Origin of the sequence: Virgibacillus sp. LDC1, assembly GCF_025792345.1 — a bacterium.
Taxonomy (GTDB): Bacteria; Bacillota; Bacilli; order Paenibacillales; family Paenibacillaceae; genus Paenibacillus_AQ; species Paenibacillus_AQ lautus.
Genome location: NZ_JAOXLZ010000001.1, coordinates 2,425,465 through 2,443,857, shown reverse-complemented (window position 1 = coordinate 2,443,857; position 18,393 = coordinate 2,425,465). Strand labels below are relative to the sequence as shown.

The following is an 18,393-nucleotide window of genomic DNA, read 5'->3' as shown; positions in this document are numbered from 1 at the left end:
AAGCAAAGGAGCGATGGTCATGAGTGACAGGCTGTTCAAGCTAGGGATTCATCCGATTAACTGGGTCGGCGAGGACGTTAGGGAGCATGGAGACGACACGACATTTGAGATGATTGTGAATGATATTGCGGCTTTGGGTCTGACAGGCACGGAGATGGGAAGGAAGTTCCCCAAGGATCAGGCAGTGTTGAAACGGGAGCTGGATGCGCGCGGCATTCAGCTGGTCTCCCAGTGGAAGTCGGTGCTGTTCTCCGATCCCGACTATCGCAAGCAGGAGCTGGAGGATTACCGACGGCACGCGGAGTTTCTGGCTGGGTTCGGCAGCAAGGTCATCAGCACGGCGGAGGTCGGGGGATCGCTGCACTTCGATCCCCGCCGGACGCCGAATGAGAGCATCGTTCTCCGTCTGGATGACGCCGGATGGGAAAGCATGGCGGAAGGACTGAACCAGGCTGGAGAGATTGCGGCAAGCTACGGCATGAAGCTGGCTTATCATCATCATGGCGGCACGGTTGTGGAGCAGCCGTACGAGATCGACCGGCTGATGTCCATGACGGACCCTTCGCTGGTGTCTCTCCTGTACGACACCGGTCATGCCTATTACGGAGGAAACGACCCGCTGGAGCTGTTACGCAAGCATTATGACCGGATCGCGTATATCCATCTGAAGGATATCCGGCTTGATGTGCTGGAACAGGCGCGCCTCGACAACTGCGATTTCGTAAGCTGCATCCGCAGGGGCGTGTTTACGGTTCCTGGCGATGGATGCATCGATTTTGCGCCGATTATCGGAGAGCTTGTTGATCGCGGCTATGACGGCTGGGCGATGCTGGAGGGTGAGCAGGATCCTGCGCTTCATCCGGCCAAGGAGTATGCTCAACGGGCGATTGAATACCTGGACGGCCTGGAGGACCTGACGAAGATGCAGGGCTGAAGACCAAGGCTCGAGGGTCGAGCCAGGCTCAAGGCGATGCGACTGAGTTCGAGGGTGGAATCGTAACATACTTATCGGACAAAAGTAAACTCATTCAAGTGCGGGCGGATCAAGCTGGGAGTGTCTACCGGTTGGAAGTATTTCTGAACTGTAAGTATTACGAGAGCTGCAAGTGATTACGGCCATTGGCGAACGGAGTCATGAAGTCATATGAATGCTCAGCCGCGGCTGATCTGATCAAGGAGGTTTATCCATGAGTGAAATCACGTTCAATAACGCAAAACCGATGGATTTTGTGGCAGTAGGGAGGCTGTGCATCGACCTGAATGCCAATGAGATTAACCGGCCGATGGAGGAAACGACCACGTTTACCAAATATGTCGGAGGATCACCCGCCAATATCTGTATCGGGATGGCGCGTTTGGGCCTGAATACAGGCTTCATCGGCAAGGTGGCAGACGATCAGATGGGGCGTTTTATTACAAAGTACCTCGAAGATAACCGGATTGCAACGAAGGGCGTGACAATCGATCGTACGGGAGCCGTAACGGGTCTGGCCTTTACCGAGATCAAGAGCCCGACCGACTGCAGCATTCTGATGTACCGCGACAACGCCGCGGATTTGCTGCTGGAGACGGGAGATGTGAGCGAGGAGCTGATCGCATCCGCCAAAATGGTACTGATCTCCGGCACCGCGCTCGCGGCCAGTCCTTCCCGGGAGGCCGTGTTTCTGGCTCTGGACTATGCCAAGCGCCACGGCGCCGTGATCGCGTTTGACCTCGATTACCGTCCGTACACATGGAAATCCCCGCAGGAGACGGCAACCTATTACAATTTAGCGGCGGAAACATGCGACATTATTCTCGGCACGCGCGAAGAGTTTGACATGATGGAGCAGTTCGGGGGCAATCCGGAGCGCAGCGATCGCATCACGGCGGCCAAATGGTTTGATTATAACGCCAAGATCGTGATTATCAAGCACGGCAAGGAAGGCTCCATCGCATATACCCCAGGCGGTGCCAGCCATACGGCTCGGAGCTTTCCGGCGAAGGTCATCAAGACGTTCGGGGCGGGGGATTCATACGCTGCCGGCTTTCTGTACGGCCTGATGCAGGGCTGGACCGTCGAGCGCTGCATGGAATTCGGCAGTGCGGCGGCTAGCATCGTCATCTCCAGCCACAGCTGCTCCGATGCGATGCCGACGAGCACGGCGGTTCACGATTATATCGAGCGCTGCAAGCGAGGCGAGATTACTGCCAATTCCTGAGTTTAGTCCATGGTTAGGATTTTATTGAGTTTTGTCATCACTGATATTTCGTGTTCTTAAGATTTCGCGTACTTAGGTTTTCGTGTTTAGAGATTAGACCTGTTTTTGAGATTCCCCATGTTCGTGAGACTACACACTTTCATTAGATTTCACCTATTCTTGTAATTTTGCCAATTCATCTTTTCTTACAGAGCAGAGTTTTCATTTTGTCAATGCTCGCAGATCCAATCGAAAGGGGCAAAACAGCCATGACGCAAACCCTGAGCAATTATATCGGGGGACAATTCGTTCCATCCCGATCCGAAACAACCGATCCCGTATACAATCCGGCAACGGAAGAGATTCTTGCTTACGTCCCGTTATCCACGAAAGAGGAAGTGGATGAGGCCGTGCAGGCAGCCGCCAAAGCGGGGCGTGCCTGGGCCAAGACGGCCGTTCCTCGCCGCGCGCGCATTCTGTTTAAGTATCAACAGCTGCTGGTGGAGCATTGGGAGGAGCTGGCGCGCCTGATTACGGCGGAGAACGGCAAAAGCTATGCAGAAGCCTACGGCGAAGTACAGCGCGGCATCGAATGCGTGGAGTTTGCCGCCGGTGCGCCTACGCTGATGATGGGCAAGCAGCTTCCCGACATCGCCACCAACCTGGAGTCCGGCATGTACCGGTATCCGATCGGCGTAGTGGCGGGAATCACACCGTTTAACTTCCCGATGATGGTACCGTGCTGGATGTTCCCGCTCGCCATCGCTTGCGGCAATGCGTTCGTGCTGAAGCCGTCGGAGCGCACGCCGCTCTTGGCACAGCGTCTGGCGGAGCTGTTCGCCGAAGCCGGTCTGCCGGACGGCGTCCTGAACGTCGTTCACGGCGCGCATGATGTGGTCAACGGCATTCTGGAACATCCCGGCATCGCTGCCGTATCCTTCGTTGGCTCCCAGCCGGTGGCGGAGTACGTGTACAAAACCGCTTCTTCCCACGGCAAGCGCGTGCAGGCTTTGGCGGGGGCGAAGAATCACAGCATCGTGATGCCGACTGCCGACTTGGATGGGGCCGTGACCCAGATCGTCAGCGCGGCCTTCGGTTCTGCCGGCGAGCGCTGTATGGCCTGCTCCGTCGTCGTGGCAGTGGGCGACGTGGCGGAACCGCTGATGGAGAAGCTGAAGCAGGCGGCCGATGAGATTACCATCGGCAATGGAGCGGACGAAGGTGTTTTCCTCGGGCCGGTGATTAGGCAAGCTCACAAGGAGCGCACGATCCGTTATATCGAGGCGGGGGAGCAGGAAGGTGCCAAGCTGGTGCGCGATGGACGAAGCGACGAGGCCGTGAGCGGTGACGGATATTTTGTCGGACCGACGATTTTTGATGAAGTGACCAGCGAGATGAAGATTTGGAAGGACGAAATTTTCGCCCCGGTGCTGTCCGTCATGCGTGCGGAATCGTTGGAGGAAGCGATTGAAATCTCCAACCGCTCGGACTTCGCGAATGGGGCCTGTCTGTTCACGCAGGACGGCAGCGATGTGCGCCAGTTCCGTGAGCATATCGAGGCCGGCATGCTGGGCGTCAACCTTGGCGTTCCTGCGCCGATGGCATTCTTTCCGTTCTCCGGCTGGAAAAACTCTTTCTATGGGGATCTGCATGCGAACGGAACGGACGGCGTGGAGTTCTATACCCGAAAGAAGATGGTGACGGCGCGCTGGTAGCCCTTAAGCAGAGGAGACGTTCATATGAAAACCATTAAAATCGGAATCATCGGTGCCGGACGAATCGGCAAAATTCATGCGGATCATCTGCTGGGCATGCCCGGCGCGGAAATTGCGGCCATCGGCGACTTGTTCGCAGGCGACGAGCTGCAGGCCTGGGCCGTGGAACGCGGCATTCCTATGGTTACCACTAATAGTAACGATATCATGGAGCATCCGGATATCGATGCCGTGTTGATCTGCTCCTCGACGGATACGCATGTCCCGCTGATCAAGCAGGCCGCGGCGAACGGCAAGCATATTTTCTGCGAGAAGCCGGTCAGCATGAGCGTGGATCAGACCCGCGAGGCGCTGGCGGCCGTGAAAGCGGCCGGTGTAAGTCTGCAGATCGGCTTCAATCGCCGGTTTGACCACAACTTCAGCCGGGTACGGGAGATTGTGTCCGAGGGAAGAATCGGGAAACCGCATCTGATCAAGATCACCTCGCGCGATCCAAACCCGCCGCATCCGGATTACATTAAAGTGTCCGGCGGGCTGTTTATGGATATGGCCATTCATGATTTTGACATCGCTCGTTATCTATCGGGCAGCGAGGTCGTCGAAGTGTACGCCCAGGGAGCGGTATTGGTGGACCCTGCTATCGGGGAGCTGGGCGACATCGACACCGCCCTCACAACGCTGCGGTTTGAAAGCGGTGCGCTTGGCGTCATCGACAACAGCCGCAAGGCCGTCTACGGTTATGATCAGCGGATCGAGGTGTTTGGCTCCGGAGGCAGCGTATCCGCCGATAACGACTATCCAAGCACCGCTGTTATCAGCGGTCCGGAAGGCGTCACCCGCGATAAACCGCTGTATTTCTTCCTGGAGCGGTACAAGGAAGCGTACATGAACGAGACACGGCAATTTATCGACAGCTTGCAAAACGGGACGCCGGTGCCGGTCAGCGGCCATGACGGCCTTCAGGCGGAACTGATCGCCCTGGCGGCTAAGCGCTCGCTGCAGCAAGGCCGACCGGTAAAGCTGGCCGAGCTGACCACCGGCATATCGGCAGGCTAAACCCGAAAAAGGGTGTAATGGGTAGCCGTCGGAACTTCACCATTTCCAGAGCAGAACCATAAAGGAGGAACACCATGCCGAACTTAATTGTACCCATTACGAAGCCGGACCTGGACGGGCGCGTGCTATCCATTACGCCGCAAAGCGCAGGCTGGGTATATGTGGGCTTTGAAGTTTTCCGTTTAAGGGAAGGACAGACGCTGAACCGCGCCACGGGAGATCAGGAAGCAGCTCTTGTTCTGCTGACCGGGCGAGCCGACGTGAAGGCCGGGGGAGAGAGCTGGGACAACATTGGCAAGCGCATGAGCGTGTTTGAGAAGACGCCTCCCTATACGGTTTATGTACCTTCACACAAACAGTACGAGGTCACGGCACGAACCGAGGTGGAACTGGCAGTGTGCCTGGCCCCTGGGAAAGGCACTCATCAGGCCCGACTCATTGCACCGGAGGATGTCGGCGTGGAGAACCGCGGGAGCGGGAGCATGTCGCGTCTGGTGCATAACATTTTGCCGGAGCAAAAGCCGGCGGACAGCCTATTGGTGGTCGAGGTGTTTACGAACGGGGGGAACTGGTCCAGCTACCCACCGCACAAGCATGACCGCGACGAGCTGCCGGAGGAATCGCTGCTGGAGGAAACCTACTACTTCCGGGTTCAGCCGGAGTGCGGTTTTGCCGTGCAGCGGGTTTACACCGATGACCGTTCGCTGGATGAAACGATGGCGGTCAAAGACGGCGAGGCCGTTATGGTGCCCGAAGGCTACCATCCGGTATCCGCGCCTCCCGGGTATGATGTGTATTACTTGAACGTCATGGCGGGGCCGAAGCGAATATGGAAATTCCGCAATGATCCGGATCATGATTGGCTTATGAGATAAAAGTGTCCGAAGGCTGCATTAAGGGTAAGACGGTCTTGCGCTAAATGAGTTGAAAGCTCATAATAAATTGAAATGCCAAAATTAAACAAATGGAGCACAAGGGATGATAAGAGCGACTATTTATGACGTTGCGCGTGAAGCCGGCGTCTCCATTGCTACCGTCTCTCATGTCATGAACGGCAAGGGCAAGATCAGTCGTGAACGGCGTGAGGAGATTCTGGATATCATGCAGCGCCTGAATTATCGACCGAACGCGATTGCCTCAGCCCTTGCCGGCAAAAAAACCTATACCCTGGGATTGCTCGTCCCCGACATCTCCAACCCGTTTTTCGCCGAGATTGCACGCTCGGTCGAGGATCATGGGCATCAGCTTGGATACAGCGTGATCATCTGCAGCACGGACAACCAGGAAGAGAAGGTAAAGCGCTATGTTAGTCTGCTGAGACAAAAGCAGGTGGACGGCGTTATTATCGGTACGGGCATATCCCATGGTGAGCTGCTTAAGCCGCTTCAGGAGCATTCGCTGGCTATAGCGCTTATCGCCCGGGACAATCCGGTACTTGGCGCCAGCAGCGTCCGGGTTCATGATTTGGAAGGGGGGCGTCTGGCTGCCGAGCATCTGCTTTGTCTCGGTCACCGCAGGCTGGCGGTATTAGCCGAGCATGAACGGGTGACGAGCAGCAATGAGCGGGTAAGGGGATTTGTCGAAGCTGCCGCCTCGCTCGGTTTGGGGCCTTCACCCGACTATATTGCAGCCTGTGACCATAAGATCGAGGATGGATATCGCCGAGCCAAAGCTATGCTGGAGCTGGAGGAACGGCCTACGGCGCTGTTTTGCTGCAACGACCTGCTGGCGATCGGCGCCCTTCAGGCGATCCGCGAGCTTGGGCTGCGCGTTCCGGAGGACTGTTCGGTCGTCAGCTTTGACGATACGATCCTGGCCCGGGTAACCGATCCGCCGCTCACCGTTATTGCCCAGCCGATGGAACAGATGGGTCGACTGGCGGTGGATCTTGTGGTCAGGAATCTGTCCAGCCAGGGAGAGCCTGCACAGCGGATTGTGCTCCCTCCGGAGCTGATCATCCGCCGATCCACGGCCCCGCCGCCGGCATAAAATTTTGGGAGATTTATGGTCCACTAAGGAATCATTTTGCACGTGAAACGGGCTGCAGAGTCGTTATAAAGGGGGGGGGGCCGTCTATTTGCTGCTGATCTGCTGAATAACGTCTCTTAAGTCCGTTTTTTATTTAGAACCTCATTCGCTTGCATAAGTTGCTTTAGATCCGAAAGGTACACTTCGAGACACCAATCAGCAACCATTATGGGTCTGAATGATTCGCATGTTTTGAGGTTTTGCGGAACGCTGCGGGTGCCATCCCTTTGTACTTATGAAATGCTTTACTGAAGTGAAATTCATCATGGTACCCGCATGCGTTGGCGATGAACCTCAGCGTATACGACGTGTATGCCAAGTAACGCTCTGCATGCCGCATACGGATGTCGGTCAGGTAGTCCTTGGGAGAAACATGTAGATGCTTCATGAACAGCTTTCGCAAATACGACTCCGAAATGGCATGTCTCTTCGCTAATGCTCCAATATGAAGCGGATCGGCGTAATGGTCCTCGATGTCTGATTTAATCCGTTGGTATGCCTCATATGCGGGCTCTATGAAAGGCGGCTTGTTCTGCTGATGTAATCTGGCGATCAGCCTTAGTAGAAGGGCGCTGCTCTCCAGCTCACTCTCCGTATTCCCGGGAACCCAAGTCGTTGTCAACTCGCTGAAAGCATGGTCCATCCCGATGGCCTTCTCGCCTAGATAATGAGCCATAAATGGGATTTCAAGCCGCTGAACGCTTTGAGGGAACTGCCATTGAGACCGGCAATGATGAAGGCTGCAGCATTCAAACAGCACCATGCTAATGGTAAGAGGAGTTTCCGGCGCGCTCTTCATCCGCATCTGCAGGCCTGGTTCCATGTAAAACAGCATGCCTTGACTTACCGGATATGCTTGATCCGTATGGAAGATCCCGCTGCCTTCATGGATCCAGTAGAAACTGTGCACGGCCGTGTTATTACGGATATCCGACCAATCGGAAGAGGTTGTCTTCCGATTGGTCCAGTTGATCCTTACGACCAAATCTCGTGCTTCATACAATGCAGTTCAGCCTCCCATTCGATAGGCGATATATTAAAAGAATAACTCAGGATCACGATATTCGCTAGAACGCCAGGAGCGATTTTTACATGTTTTGTATCGGCTTTTCTATGGAATACGCTGTTACAATAATCTAGTGTTATACCTATCCGGACTTGGGGGAAACCTCAAAGCCGCATGATGGATAGGAGGAGAAGAGATGCTGCGATTATTTGATACCCACCACATTCGAACGTGCAAGGAACTGGAGGGTTTATGGGAGTTTGCACCGGCAGCCAGCATGGGGGAGCGACCAGCAAGCTACAATGACAAGCTGCCTGTTCCCGGTTGCTGGGAGATGCACCCACACTTTGGGAACTATAGGGGAGTCGGGGTATATCGCAAAATGATCTCGCTGTCTCGGAAAACCAATTTGCGAATCGAATTTAAAGGGGTCAGTCATACGGCACATGTCTATTTCAACGGGGAATTGGCAGTTCGTCATTATAATGCCTATACCGCCTTTGACATGATCATCCCGGAAGTTCAAGCCGGTGAACATGAACTGCTGGTGTACGTGGATAATTCCTTCAACGAAGAATCGGCCCTTCATGTTCCTAATGATTACTATACGTACGGCGGCATCATTCGACCGGTTGCCCTGGAAGAGATAAGCGATTTATACATTGAAAACGTCATGTTCACTCCATATCAACAGGACGGGATTTGGCACGGTTCTTGGAAGGTAGTGATCCGAAACATTGGAAACCTTGTGAAGAAAGGATCACTCCGCGGTACGCTGGCTGAGGTGAAGGAACCGCTCGGAAGCTTTGAAGCGAAGCCAGGCGAGCGGGTCGAAATTATAGCCGCCGTATCCTATCCAGGCATATTGGAATGGTCGCTGGACGACCCGAATTTGTATGTACTGCGAGCGGTACTTGCCGTTGATGATACCGATTGCGATGATTGGCTTGACCGCGTAGGCTTTCGTGAGGTAACCACGCATAACGGGAAAATCCAATTGAACGGCCAGGAGCTCGTATTCAAAGGCGTTAACCGGCATGAGGATCATCCCATGGCCGGTTCCTCGCTTCCGCTGCCACTCATGGTAAAAAAGATCTGGACCTCATTACGGATCTTGGGTGTAACTCCGTTCGAACGAGCCATTATCCGAACGATGAGCGATTTCTCGATCTATGCGATGAACGAGGTATTGCGGTGTGGGAAGAAAATCACGCCCGCGGTTTGAGTCTGGAGCAGATGTTGCACCCGAATTTCGGTTGGCAAAGCGAGCAGGTGACTCGTGAAATGGTGCAGCAGCATTTTAACCATCCGTCCATCCTTATATGGGCCATTCTGAATGAATGCGCCAGTCACACTGAAGAGGGGAGAGCTCACTACGAGAAGCAGCTGACCATCATTCGGGAGCTTGATCCAAGCAGGCCCCGGTCCTTCGCTTCCCATCATCGGGAACAGGAGAAATGTTTTGACTTGGCGGAAATCGTGTCGTTCAATCTCTATCCAGGCTGGTATACCGACGAGAATCCGGGGGAACTGGCGGACCTGGCCAGGGGGTGGGCTGATGCGCTTGGCGGAGAAGGAAAACCCATGATCATAAGTGAATTCGGAGGGGACGGGTTCTACGGATTCCGCAGTCCGAATCGGGAGAAAGGCTCCGAGGAGCGTCAGGCCGATATTATCGCGGGTAATCTGAAGGCATACATGGAGCGTGAATACATTTCCGGCATGTTCATATGGCAATTCAGCGATTGCCGAGTGACGGAAGGGCTTGGCTGGCTGCTGAATCGTTCATGTACGCGGAACAGCAAGGGCATCGTGGATGAATATCGTCGTCCGAAGCTGGCGTATGAAACCGTTCGACGAATCTTTTCGGGGGGAACCCCATAATATTTGACTGAGTGGTACATAAACCCTATACTTTTAGGTAACACGATTATGTTCAAAAGGGATGAGGGGAATGACCACGAACGGAAGACCGCGTGAGTTCAAGAAAGATGCGGTCATTGGTGCGGCCATGGACGTATTCTGGTCCAAGGGTTATGAAGCGAGTTCTACGCAAGAGCTGTGCGAGAAGACAGGGCTGGGTAAAGGGAGCCTGTACAATGCGTTCGGCAGCAAAAATGAGTTATTCGAGCAGGTGCTTCAGCGTTACAATGATGAAGGATTGGAGATATCCAGAGAGATTTTGGGCCGCTCCATCCCGGTTAAGGAAAGGCTGCGCGCCTTGTTTGAATGGGCGATCGGCATGGATTTTTCAGACCCGAATCACCGCGGCTGTATGGCGGTTAATATCAGCATGGAACGAGCGGGGCGGGACCCGATGGTTGAACGGATATTCGGGCAGTATATTTATGATCTCGAGGAAGACTTGATCAGCGTGATGGAAGAGGCGATTCAATCGGGGGAGATTCCGGCTGAACGCTCTGCGAAGCAGCTGGCCAGCTTATTCTTAAGCAGCTACTATGGACTGCGGGTGATGAACACCGCTACGATGAATCGCGAGCTGGCCGATCGAATCGTCGAAAGTACACTCGACGCTATTTTCTAGAATGTAGATTAAATTAATCGGTATTAATGAAAAGGCCGCACCCTAAGGTGGTTCAAACCTACCTTCGGAGACGGCCTTTGGCTTTTCAATTGAATTGCGCAAGTAAACGAATAGGTCACTTGAGATCGTAGCCTTTAAGCTAAGGACAGCATTTGTTCACCGAAATTTGCATCTTCCAGCAATGGGCGGCCGATGGCTATCATATCTGCCATCTCATCTGCTAGAATGAAATTGGCTAACGCTGGGGTGCGGATATTGCCGACCGCGATCACCGGTATTTTTACATATTGTTTGATCACCGCTGCATAAGGTGTTTGGTAGCCTTCCGGTGTGGCTAAAGGTGCCGCAGGAACGAGACCGCCCGAAGAAACATGCACGGCATCCAGTTCGGATTCCAGGTACGTCAAGGCGAGCGCAACTTCTGCTGGTGTCAGGCCGCCATTGGCGAAGTCGGATGCAGAAACCCGCAATTGCACCGGGTAGTTGATCCCTACTTCGGTTCGGATGGCGCCCAGAATTTCTTGGATCAATCGGACTCTGTTTTCCAGGCTTCCTCCATATGTGTCCGTTCGCCGATTCGACAGCGGAGAGAGAAATTGATGGAGCAGATGCCCGTGGGCGGCATGAAGCTCGATTCCATCAAAACCGGCCTGCAGGCTTCGACGGGCTGCCATCCGAAACTGGTCGATGACTGCGTGAATGTCCGCTTGGGACATCGTTTGGGGCAGTCCATACTCATCATCGTAGGCAATCGAACTAGGGGCTAACCTTTTTTCGGTGACTGTGGGCCATCCTTTTCTACCGGCGTGGGTCAATTGGATGAAGATCGGCGTTCCTTTCGCATGGACGGCATCGACAATCCTGCGTAGGGGAGCAGTATGCTGCTCAGTATATATCCCGATATCGTCCGGGAACAGCCGGCCATTTGCAGACACGACGGTAGATTCGATAATGATCAAACTGACATGTTCCGCCCGTTCACTGTAAAACTTCACATGGTAATCCGTTGCATAAGAATCCGGCGTTCCTTGATGTTGCTGCATAGGAGCCATGATCATTCGGTTCTTCAATTGTACCGTTCCGATTTGTATGGGATCGTGCAGGGTGATTGTCATTGTATATTCCTCCTTGAATGAATGATTGTTAACCTAGTTCCATTGTATAAATCGGAGCCCTATAGTTACAGGTTAAACTCAAGGCATCCCTACCGTATTACTTTGAATTTATAGCGATTTCGTGCATTCGACTTTGAAATTGAATTTGGGTAAGGCAGAGGAGTGTAAACATGGATCAGATCGATCTTCAAATCTTGGAGCTATTAAAACATAATGCAAGAATCTCCTTCTCCGAATTGGGAAGAAAGGTCAATATGACGCAGCCTGCGGTATCCGAACGCGTGAAGCGTCTGGAGGAGAAGGGCGTAATTACGGGGTATCGTGCGGTTCTATCTCCTGACAAAATGGGGAAGGGCGTAACGGCCTTCATCCTGATTCAAGCCAGCCATTGTGACCGGCTGACGGCATTCGCCAAACAGTCGCAGGAGGTCGCCGAGATTTACCAAGTCAGCGGGCAATACAATTTTCTTATGAAAATCGAAACAGCTTCCATGAAGTCTCTTGAAACCTTCATTTATCAGTGCAGCGAGTACGGCCATACCACGACGATGACGGTTCTCTCCATGCCTCTGGACCAACAAGCATAAGAACATCCGCCGGGGATAAGACTGTTTCACGATCTGGACCAGATTGGCGGCAGGAGGCGTTGTAAGAAAAACCGTTAACCCAGCAACCAAAACCAGCAACCAAAACCATCAACCCGTTCAATTTGCGTTTTGAACGGGTTGATGGTTTTTCTACGTTATTTTTCTACCGTCATCTGCTCACCGATTTCAAGTATGATCCGTGCGCTTAATCTGTGTTCTTACGCTTCTCGGCCTCCAGTTAATCATGAGAACCAGCTGATCCCTCATATAAGGGACGGAATAGTGGAAATTGTTCTCGATCCAGTGGAATACCAGGCCGATTAAGGCGTGCATGTTGTAGATGATGAGAAGCTCATGATTTAGCTCTTCGTTTGGATAGTCCAAGTCCTCCAAGGCGATTTGCTTTAATGCCGAGAACATTTTATCCCGGACTAACGGCAGCACATCGCTTTTGAACAGCGACGTATACACGCCGGCATTCTGATGAATATGATCAAATATTTTTACCGCATTGGCGGGCAGCTCATCGATATGAAATACGTCGACTTCCCCGTAAGGAGCCCTGAAGGAAGCGATCAGTTCCTCCATTAAAGGAGTCAGGATATCATCCAGAAGAGCCTCTTTGTTGTCGTAGTGGGTATAAAAGGTTCCTCGATTGTAATTGGCTAGCTCCACGATTTCCGTAATGGAAATGCTGGAGAAGCTCTTCTGGGAGAGGAGTGATAGGAGCGCTTGCTTTAAAGCTTCTTTGCTGCGGACGATGCGACGATCGGTCATTTTATTGCTCGTTTGCATAGATTCGATTCCTTTCGGTTAAAAATATAACGAATTTAATAGTTAAAATATAAACAATTTTATGATTTTTGTTCGGTATCGTACATTTCCACGTTTTTTAATGATTGTGACCTAAATCATACTACGATTATACTAGAATAGACATATGTCGTGTATTGTACAGCTGTTGAATGTTGTCCCTGATTTCCAAAATGATATCACAACCAATAATGGGGGTATGGAACATGAGATTATCTGGTAAAGTTGCGATTGTTACAGGTGCCGCTTCCGGTATGGGAAAAGCGACAGCGGAACTGTTTGCTGCCGAAGGCGCAAAAGTTGTCGTGTCCGACTTACGTCTTGAGGCGGCTCAGGCGGTTGTTGACGGAATTACAGCGAAAGGCGGCACGGCCCTGGCACTGGCAGCGAATGTGGCCAAGGAAGAAGAAGTGCAGCAGCTGGTGGATGCCACCGTTAATGAATATGGAACGCTTGATATTTTGATCAACAATGCCGGCATTATGGACAACTTCGTACCGGCTGCAGATGTAACGGATGAGTTGTGGGATCGCGTATTTGCCATTAATACAACCGGACCGATGAGAACCATTCGTAAATCGTTGCCCATCTTCCTGGAGAAGAAGAGCGGAGTCATTGTCAACATTGCTTCCGCTGGAGGTCTTATGGGATCCAGAGCAGGTGCAGCGTATACGGCGGCTAAACATGCCGTTGTCGGATTGACCAAAAATGTCGGTTTTCAATATGCAACGCAGGGAATCCGGTGTAATGCGGTTGCCCCAGGTGCTGTTAGCACCAATATCAGCACCACCATCAACGCGCCGAATTCGTTTGGCATGGAAAGAGCGATGGCTGGAATGAACTTGAACCCGCGGGCAGGCGAACCGGAAGAGATCGCGAAGGTGGTATTGTTCCTCGCTTCCGATGAAGCCAGCTTTGTAAACGGTACGGTGGTTACAGCCGATGCAGGCTGGACGGCATATTAATAAGCAATCACTAGCTCAAGGGCTTTCTAAAGGACCTCTCCTTTAGGAAGCCTTTTTTTAAGGCAGCATGAGGGTTGAAACTTCTCCAACTCATAATAAACCTTTCCCATTCTACACAACCTAAATCCGTCTACTGACGGATATGCCCATGCTTACATAGGTTATTCTTCTCGAGGAAGGAGCAGATGCATTGTGGAAATATTTCTTATGGTACTTATTTTTCTCGTCCTTGTCGGTATTTCCAACATCATCAATCGATTTCTGCCATTCATTCCTGTCCCGTTGATCCAGATTGCGCTTGGGATCGGGGCCGCCTATATCCGCGGTTTCCATCACGTGCCGCTGAATCCGGAATTGTTCATGGTCCTGTTTATCGCACCGCTCTTGTTTAATGACGGGAAGCTGACCCCGCGGAGCGAGTTATGGAAGCTCAGGTCCAATATTCTGCTGCTGGCGCTAGGCCTCGTATTTGCAACGGTTCTGATCGCGGGACCTTTCATTCATTGGCTTATTCCGAGCCTACCGTTATCGGCTGCCTTTGCGTTGGCGGCAATACTGTCGCCTACCGATGCGGTTGCGGTGGGCTCCCTGTCAGGCAGGGTGAAGCTGCCGGGAAAAATCATGCATTTACTTGAAGGCGAAGCGCTCATGAATGATGCGTCCGGTCTCGTGGCATTTAATTTTGCGATTGCGGCTACAGTGACGGGTTATTTTTCTTTAACGAATGCGATCGGCAGTTTTTTTGTCATTGCGGTTGGAGGCATCGTTGTCGGGGCGCTTCTAGGATTTCTTGTGATCTGGTTCAGAATGCTGCTGCGCCGGCTCGGAATGGAGGATGTCACGCTTCATATGCTGATCATCATTCTGACGCCATTCATCATCTATCTCATAGCCGAAGAATTTCATCTATCCGGGATTCTGGCTGTCGTTGCGGCGGGTGTTACCCACGCTGTGGAGAGGGATCGTATGCGATCGGCATCCATTAAGCTTAGAGTTGTATCAGACAGCACCTGGTCCGTCATTCTGTTCACATTAAACGGGCTGGTGTTCCTTCTACTCGGGCATGAAATCCCGGGGGTCGTCAATCAAATATGGAGTGACCCTGCCTATAACAATGGACAAGTCGTCGGTTATATATTGCTGATTACGGCTGTACTGATATTGCTGCGCTTCGTATGGGTATGGGCTTCAACGAACCGTCAGTTCAAATCTTCCCTGCTGACTGCACTATCGGGCGTACGGGGGGCATTGACGCTGGCCGCGGCTTTCTCCATTCCGCTCACACTTGCGGATCATCGTCCTTTTCCAGAGCGAAGCTTAATGTTATTCATCTGCGCGGGCGTCATCCTCTTAACGCTGGTCATCGCAAGTGCTCTGCTTCCGCTGCTGACACGTGAGAAACATGCGGATTCGGCTGTGGCCATCGATCGCGAGAAAGAAGCGCGGCTTCATATGCTGCAAGCGGGAATTCGAACCGTGCGGGAAGAGATGACGGATGAAAACAGGGAGGAGGCGGTTCAGCTCATCTATGCGTATACCAAGCGGCTTCAGCAATCTCAAATCACGGATAAAAACGACATGCGAGCGTTCTGGGAAGCCACGATCGCAGTCAGAAAAATCGGACTTACTGCGGAACGGAACGTTGCAGAAATATGGCTTAAGGAAGATAAAGCTTCTGCAAGGGTCGCGGAGCAGTTCCTATCCTCGCTGAACAAAGTCGAGATGCTGCTTACCAGCCGATATAAGTTCAAGCTGCTCACGAAAACTGTATGGCGGAAAATGAAGCGCCTGTTGAAAAAAAACGAGGCCAAAGAAACGCCGATGTCTCCGGATCATCCGAATTGGGACATGTATAAGGCATTGAAGCTGGCGGCAATTCGTGCAGCGATACATGAGATCCAAGCAGTGAAACCGGCGCCGAGGCAGGAAATCCTGCAAGCGGTTATTGCAGACTACCGTGCAATGGAGCATTTTCTTCAGAATGATCGTGTATGGAGCCGAAGAAAGCAGAAGCTTAGCAGTGAACGCAGAGAACTGGAACTAAAAGCCATTCAGTCAGAGCGAAACGAGATCCAAAACATGTTCGAACAGGGCGATATTGACCGGGCATTAGCGAGCCATTTAAGAATGGATGTGAATTACCGTGAGGCGAATTTGTATGAGTCTCAAGCCTTGGTTGAAGACGAGGGCCATTAGACGATGGTCCTTGTTGTTCTTGATGGAGTGTCAGGTTTACGTTACAATAATGAAAAGCTTGATGGGAACCACAGCTAAAGCTGCAGAATACCTATTAAAGGCAATTCCAATCTTAAAGGGGGTAGGAACATGAGCATCCATAAAGAAGCGGCCTCCAAAAAATCGACAATAGCCTGCCCGTCCACTTATAAAACCTTCAGTCTGGCCGTACAGGCGCTGGTTACGCTTGAACGTCACTCCGGCAAGTGCTCAAGCGGCGATATCGCATCGTATCTGCATTCGGAATCGACTTTGATTCGACGGGTGCTGAAAACACTTGCGCAAGCCGATATGATTGAATCGCGTGAAGGAAGAGACGGCGGATACCGGCTAAAGAAGAATGCCTGCGACATTACGCTGGCTGAAGTTTACTCGATTCTTCAGGTCCACAGCTCCATCAGCGACAGTATGCTGGATGCAGCTTCCGGACATTGTTTTGCCGAGGAAATCAAGGAATCCTTTGTCGGAATTTTATCCGAGATTGAGGAAAGCACCCTGAAAATACTGGAATCCCGCACGATTGCGGACATGGCTCAGTGAACCGTTCAAAATGTTGTTGACAAAGAAATTCAGTCTGCTATATACTGTGCATAAATCAACACAGTTAACTCGCGATTTAAACTGTGCAAAAAAATGCACAATATAATTTTGGAGGGAAAAACCATGTCAACAATAACAAAATCCGATTTTCAAACCGTGATTCGGGAACGCCACTCGGTTCGTCAATATGACCCGTCGGTAAAGATTCCAAGAGAAGAGATGGAAGCCATCCTTAGGGACGCTACACTGGCACCTTCCTCAAGCAACCTTCAGCCATGGCGCTTTCTGGTGATTGATGATGCTGAGCTTTTGAAGAAGCTGCATCCGATTGCCAACAATCAGGATCATGTTCTTCAAGCCTCGGCCGTCATCGCCGTATTGGGCGATCTGAAATGGTATGAAAAAGGCGAGAAGATTTATTCCATGTCTGAAGAAGCCGGTTATATGACCGAAGAGGTGAAGGAGCGCTTCATTTACACGGCCGAAAATATGTATGCGAACCTGGATCCATCCGTTAAAGAAAGCATCGTGGATGTGGATGCCGGATTGATCTCCATGCAGCTGATGCTGAGTGCACGGGCCAGAGGGTATGATACGGTACCGATGGGCGGATATAACAAAGTTCAATTCGTGGAAGAGTTCAATATTCCTTCCCATTATCGCAGCGTCATGTTGATTGCCATCGGGAAAGCAGCCGCTCCAGGTCGGCCAACGGTAAGATTGCCGCTTGAAGACGTTGCTTTCTGGAATGAAATCTAAAACATAAGCAAAAAGAACGGAGATCCTGTTTGATGATCTCCGTTCTTTTGCGTTGATATGATCGATGCTCATGATTCGTGAACTAAATCTCTTGATTCATGTGTGAAGCATGCAGTTATAGAGCAGCGTGTTACTTCGGAAGTTTCACTGCTCCGTGCAAGAATAGATCTACGATCTCAACAGCCATATCACGAGGGCTGGCATAACCGCTTCGGGTATCTTCACGATTGCCCAGCATCAGCATCGCCGAAAAAGCCTGCGCCATGAGCAAAGGATTGCCTTCCCGAAGTTCACCAGAACGCATGGCTTGATTAAATCGATCGGCGATGACTTCATGAATGCGCTGTTCCGCCTCACGGATAGCAGCCATCTGCTCCTGGGATAAAAAAGGCTGTGCTTCCCGCATCATGGTCTCCATCTCGGCATGAGGCTTGGCAATCTTCGCTTCGGCTACCCGGATCAATCCAGACTCTAGGGTATCGGCTTCCTGCAGAAACTGACGAGTAGAAGCATATGCTTTATCTAGAATCGTGGTTACCGCTATTTTAAACAGCTCGGGTTTACTTGTGAAATGATAGTAGATGGAAGCCTTGGTCACTTGGCAAGCCTTCGCGATCTGCTGCAAGGATACGGGCTCGTAGCCATTTTCCATGAATAACTTGGAGGCGGTCCAGAGGATGGTTTCCTGGATAGGAGCCTGATCGGCAGCTGCTTTGGGACGCCCGGGATTTCGGGGGTTTCGTATTTTTGTCATGATGACCTCCTGTGTATAGTGTAAGACATGCAGGTCGTTTTTTCAAAATGAATATTGAAAATTAACCTACCGGTATATATAATTAATTTGCGCGG

At 51.8% G+C, this 18,393-nt stretch carries 17 protein-coding genes and 1 pseudogene; 14 read left to right on the top strand and 4 right to left on the bottom strand.

The features are described from left to right. Positions 1-19: 19 nt before the first annotated feature. The 6 genes from iolE to OHJ21_RS10845 all read left to right on the top strand — a co-directional run bounded on the left by iolE (position 20) and on the right by OHJ21_RS10845 (position 6,940). Positions 20-934, top strand: coding sequence for a myo-inosose-2 dehydratase (gene iolE / locus OHJ21_RS10870; RefSeq protein WP_486020033.1), 915 nt, complete (start codon positions 20-22; stop codon positions 932-934). A 253-nt stretch (positions 935-1,187) separates the two neighbouring features. Next, positions 1,188-2,201: a 5-dehydro-2-deoxygluconokinase gene (gene iolC / locus OHJ21_RS10865; RefSeq protein WP_394055226.1), complete on the top strand. Its 1,014-nt coding sequence runs from the start codon at positions 1,188-1,190 to the stop codon at positions 2,199-2,201. A 248-nt stretch (positions 2,202-2,449) separates the two neighbouring features. Next, positions 2,450-3,895 carry a CoA-acylating methylmalonate-semialdehyde dehydrogenase gene (locus OHJ21_RS10860; RefSeq protein ID WP_326113288.1) on the top strand — a complete coding sequence of 482 codons (1,446 nt, stop codon included), beginning with the start codon at positions 2,450-2,452 and terminating at the stop codon, positions 3,893-3,895. A 24-nt stretch (positions 3,896-3,919) separates the two neighbouring features. Beyond that, the gene (iolG, locus tag OHJ21_RS10855; RefSeq protein WP_326113289.1) at positions 3,920-4,951 is read left to right on the top strand and encodes an inositol 2-dehydrogenase; all 1,032 of its coding nucleotides are present in this window, start codon (positions 3,920-3,922) and stop codon (positions 4,949-4,951) included. A gap of 74 nt (positions 4,952-5,025) precedes the next feature. Continuing rightward, positions 5,026-5,826, top strand: coding sequence for a 5-deoxy-glucuronate isomerase (iolB, locus tag OHJ21_RS10850; protein WP_326113290.1), 801 nt, complete (start codon positions 5,026-5,028; stop codon positions 5,824-5,826). A gap of 103 nt (positions 5,827-5,929) precedes the next feature. Then, positions 5,930-6,940: a LacI family DNA-binding transcriptional regulator gene (locus OHJ21_RS10845; protein ID WP_326113291.1), complete on the top strand. Its 1,011-nt coding sequence runs from the start codon at positions 5,930-5,932 to the stop codon at positions 6,938-6,940. Between the two features lie 205 nt (positions 6,941-7,145). Here OHJ21_RS10845 and OHJ21_RS10840 read toward each other — a convergent pair whose 3' ends face one another. Then, positions 7,146-7,982, bottom strand: coding sequence for a helix-turn-helix transcriptional regulator (locus OHJ21_RS10840; protein WP_486020032.1), 837 nt, complete (start codon positions 7,980-7,982; stop codon positions 7,146-7,148). A gap of 199 nt (positions 7,983-8,181) precedes the next feature. Here OHJ21_RS10840 and OHJ21_RS10835 point away from each other — a divergent pair. The 3 genes and pseudogenes from OHJ21_RS10835 to OHJ21_RS10825 form a co-directional block, all read left to right on the top strand. Further along, a pseudogene (locus OHJ21_RS10835) lies at positions 8,182-9,024 on the top strand (sugar-binding domain-containing protein); the annotation flags it as partial. A gap of 56 nt (positions 9,025-9,080) precedes the next feature. Then, complete coding sequence (locus OHJ21_RS10830) at positions 9,081-9,869, top strand: glycoside hydrolase family 2 TIM barrel-domain containing protein (protein WP_486021030.1); 789 nt, start codon at positions 9,081-9,083, stop codon at positions 9,867-9,869. Positions 9,870-9,939: 70 nt separating this feature from the next. Continuing rightward, the gene (locus OHJ21_RS10825; protein WP_486020031.1) at positions 9,940-10,530 is read left to right on the top strand and encodes a TetR/AcrR family transcriptional regulator; all 591 of its coding nucleotides are present in this window, start codon (positions 9,940-9,942) and stop codon (positions 10,528-10,530) included. Positions 10,531-10,664: 134 nt separating this feature from the next. Here the strand turns inward: OHJ21_RS10825 and OHJ21_RS10820 are convergent, their stop codons facing one another. Beyond that, positions 10,665-11,645 (bottom strand): oxidoreductase, encoded by a 981-nt coding sequence (locus OHJ21_RS10820; RefSeq protein ID WP_326113295.1) that lies wholly within the window; start codon positions 11,643-11,645, stop codon positions 10,665-10,667. 170 nt (positions 11,646-11,815) lie between these two features. Between OHJ21_RS10820 and OHJ21_RS10815 the strand changes: the two genes are divergently transcribed. After that, entirely contained in the window at positions 11,816-12,232 is a 417-nt protein-coding gene (locus OHJ21_RS10815) for an Lrp/AsnC family transcriptional regulator (protein ID WP_326113296.1), read from the top strand. Between the two features lie 186 nt (positions 12,233-12,418). Here OHJ21_RS10815 and OHJ21_RS10810 read toward each other — a convergent pair whose 3' ends face one another. Next, positions 12,419-13,009 (bottom strand): TetR/AcrR family transcriptional regulator, encoded by a 591-nt coding sequence (locus OHJ21_RS10810; protein ID WP_486020030.1) that lies wholly within the window; start codon positions 13,007-13,009, stop codon positions 12,419-12,421. Between the two features lie 242 nt (positions 13,010-13,251). Between OHJ21_RS10810 and OHJ21_RS10805 the strand changes: the two genes are divergently transcribed. The 4 genes from OHJ21_RS10805 (at position 13,252) to OHJ21_RS10790 (ending at position 17,544) form a co-directional block, all read left to right on the top strand. Beyond that, complete coding sequence (locus tag OHJ21_RS10805) at positions 13,252-14,010, top strand: SDR family oxidoreductase (RefSeq protein WP_326113297.1); 759 nt, start codon at positions 13,252-13,254, stop codon at positions 14,008-14,010. Positions 14,011-14,202: 192 nt separating this feature from the next. Beyond that, positions 14,203-16,206 carry a Na+/H+ antiporter gene (locus OHJ21_RS10800; protein WP_100537640.1) on the top strand — a complete coding sequence of 668 codons (2,004 nt, stop codon included), beginning with the start codon at positions 14,203-14,205 and terminating at the stop codon, positions 16,204-16,206. 129 nt (positions 16,207-16,335) lie between these two features. After that, entirely contained in the window at positions 16,336-16,785 is a 450-nt protein-coding gene (locus tag OHJ21_RS10795) for an RrF2 family transcriptional regulator (protein WP_486020029.1), read from the top strand. 123 nt (positions 16,786-16,908) lie between these two features. Then, the gene (locus OHJ21_RS10790; RefSeq protein ID WP_486020028.1) at positions 16,909-17,544 is read left to right on the top strand and encodes a nitroreductase family protein; all 636 of its coding nucleotides are present in this window, start codon (positions 16,909-16,911) and stop codon (positions 17,542-17,544) included. Positions 17,545-17,674: 130 nt separating this feature from the next. On the opposite strand, the gene OHJ21_RS10785 is transcribed toward OHJ21_RS10790, so the two are convergent. Continuing rightward, positions 17,675-18,298, bottom strand: a complete 624-nt coding sequence (locus OHJ21_RS10785) for a TetR/AcrR family transcriptional regulator (protein ID WP_100537637.1) — start codon at positions 18,296-18,298, stop codon at positions 17,675-17,677. Between the last annotated feature and the right edge of the window lie 95 nt (positions 18,299-18,393).

Coding starts and splice junctions, on each gene's coding strand:
- OHJ21_RS10785 (WP_100537637.1), bottom strand. CDS start 18,298: ATGACAAAAATACGAAACCCCCGAAATCCCGGGCGTCCCAAAGCAGCT.
- OHJ21_RS10860 (WP_326113288.1), top strand. CDS start 2,450: ATGACGCAAACCCTGAGCAATTATATCGGGGGACAATTCGTTCCATCC.
- OHJ21_RS10845 (WP_326113291.1), top strand. CDS start 5,930: ATGATAAGAGCGACTATTTATGACGTTGCGCGTGAAGCCGGCGTCTCC.
- OHJ21_RS10815 (WP_326113296.1), top strand. CDS start 11,816: ATGGATCAGATCGATCTTCAAATCTTGGAGCTATTAAAACATAATGCA.
- iolC (WP_394055226.1), top strand. CDS start 1,188: ATGAGTGAAATCACGTTCAATAACGCAAAACCGATGGATTTTGTGGCA.
- OHJ21_RS10810 (WP_486020030.1), bottom strand. CDS start 13,009: ATGACCGATCGTCGCATCGTCCGCAGCAAAGAAGCTTTAAAGCAAGCG.
- OHJ21_RS10790 (WP_486020028.1), top strand. CDS start 16,909: ATGTCAACAATAACAAAATCCGATTTTCAAACCGTGATTCGGGAACGC.
- OHJ21_RS10795 (WP_486020029.1), top strand. CDS start 16,336: ATGAGCATCCATAAAGAAGCGGCCTCCAAAAAATCGACAATAGCCTGC.
- iolB (WP_326113290.1), top strand. CDS start 5,026: ATGCCGAACTTAATTGTACCCATTACGAAGCCGGACCTGGACGGGCGC.
- OHJ21_RS10825 (WP_486020031.1), top strand. CDS start 9,940: ATGACCACGAACGGAAGACCGCGTGAGTTCAAGAAAGATGCGGTCATT.
- iolE (WP_486020033.1), top strand. CDS start 20: ATGAGTGACAGGCTGTTCAAGCTAGGGATTCATCCGATTAACTGGGTC.
- OHJ21_RS10820 (WP_326113295.1), bottom strand. CDS start 11,645: ATGACAATCACCCTGCACGATCCCATACAAATCGGAACGGTACAATTG.
- iolG (WP_326113289.1), top strand. CDS start 3,920: ATGAAAACCATTAAAATCGGAATCATCGGTGCCGGACGAATCGGCAAA.
- OHJ21_RS10805 (WP_326113297.1), top strand. CDS start 13,252: ATGAGATTATCTGGTAAAGTTGCGATTGTTACAGGTGCCGCTTCCGGT.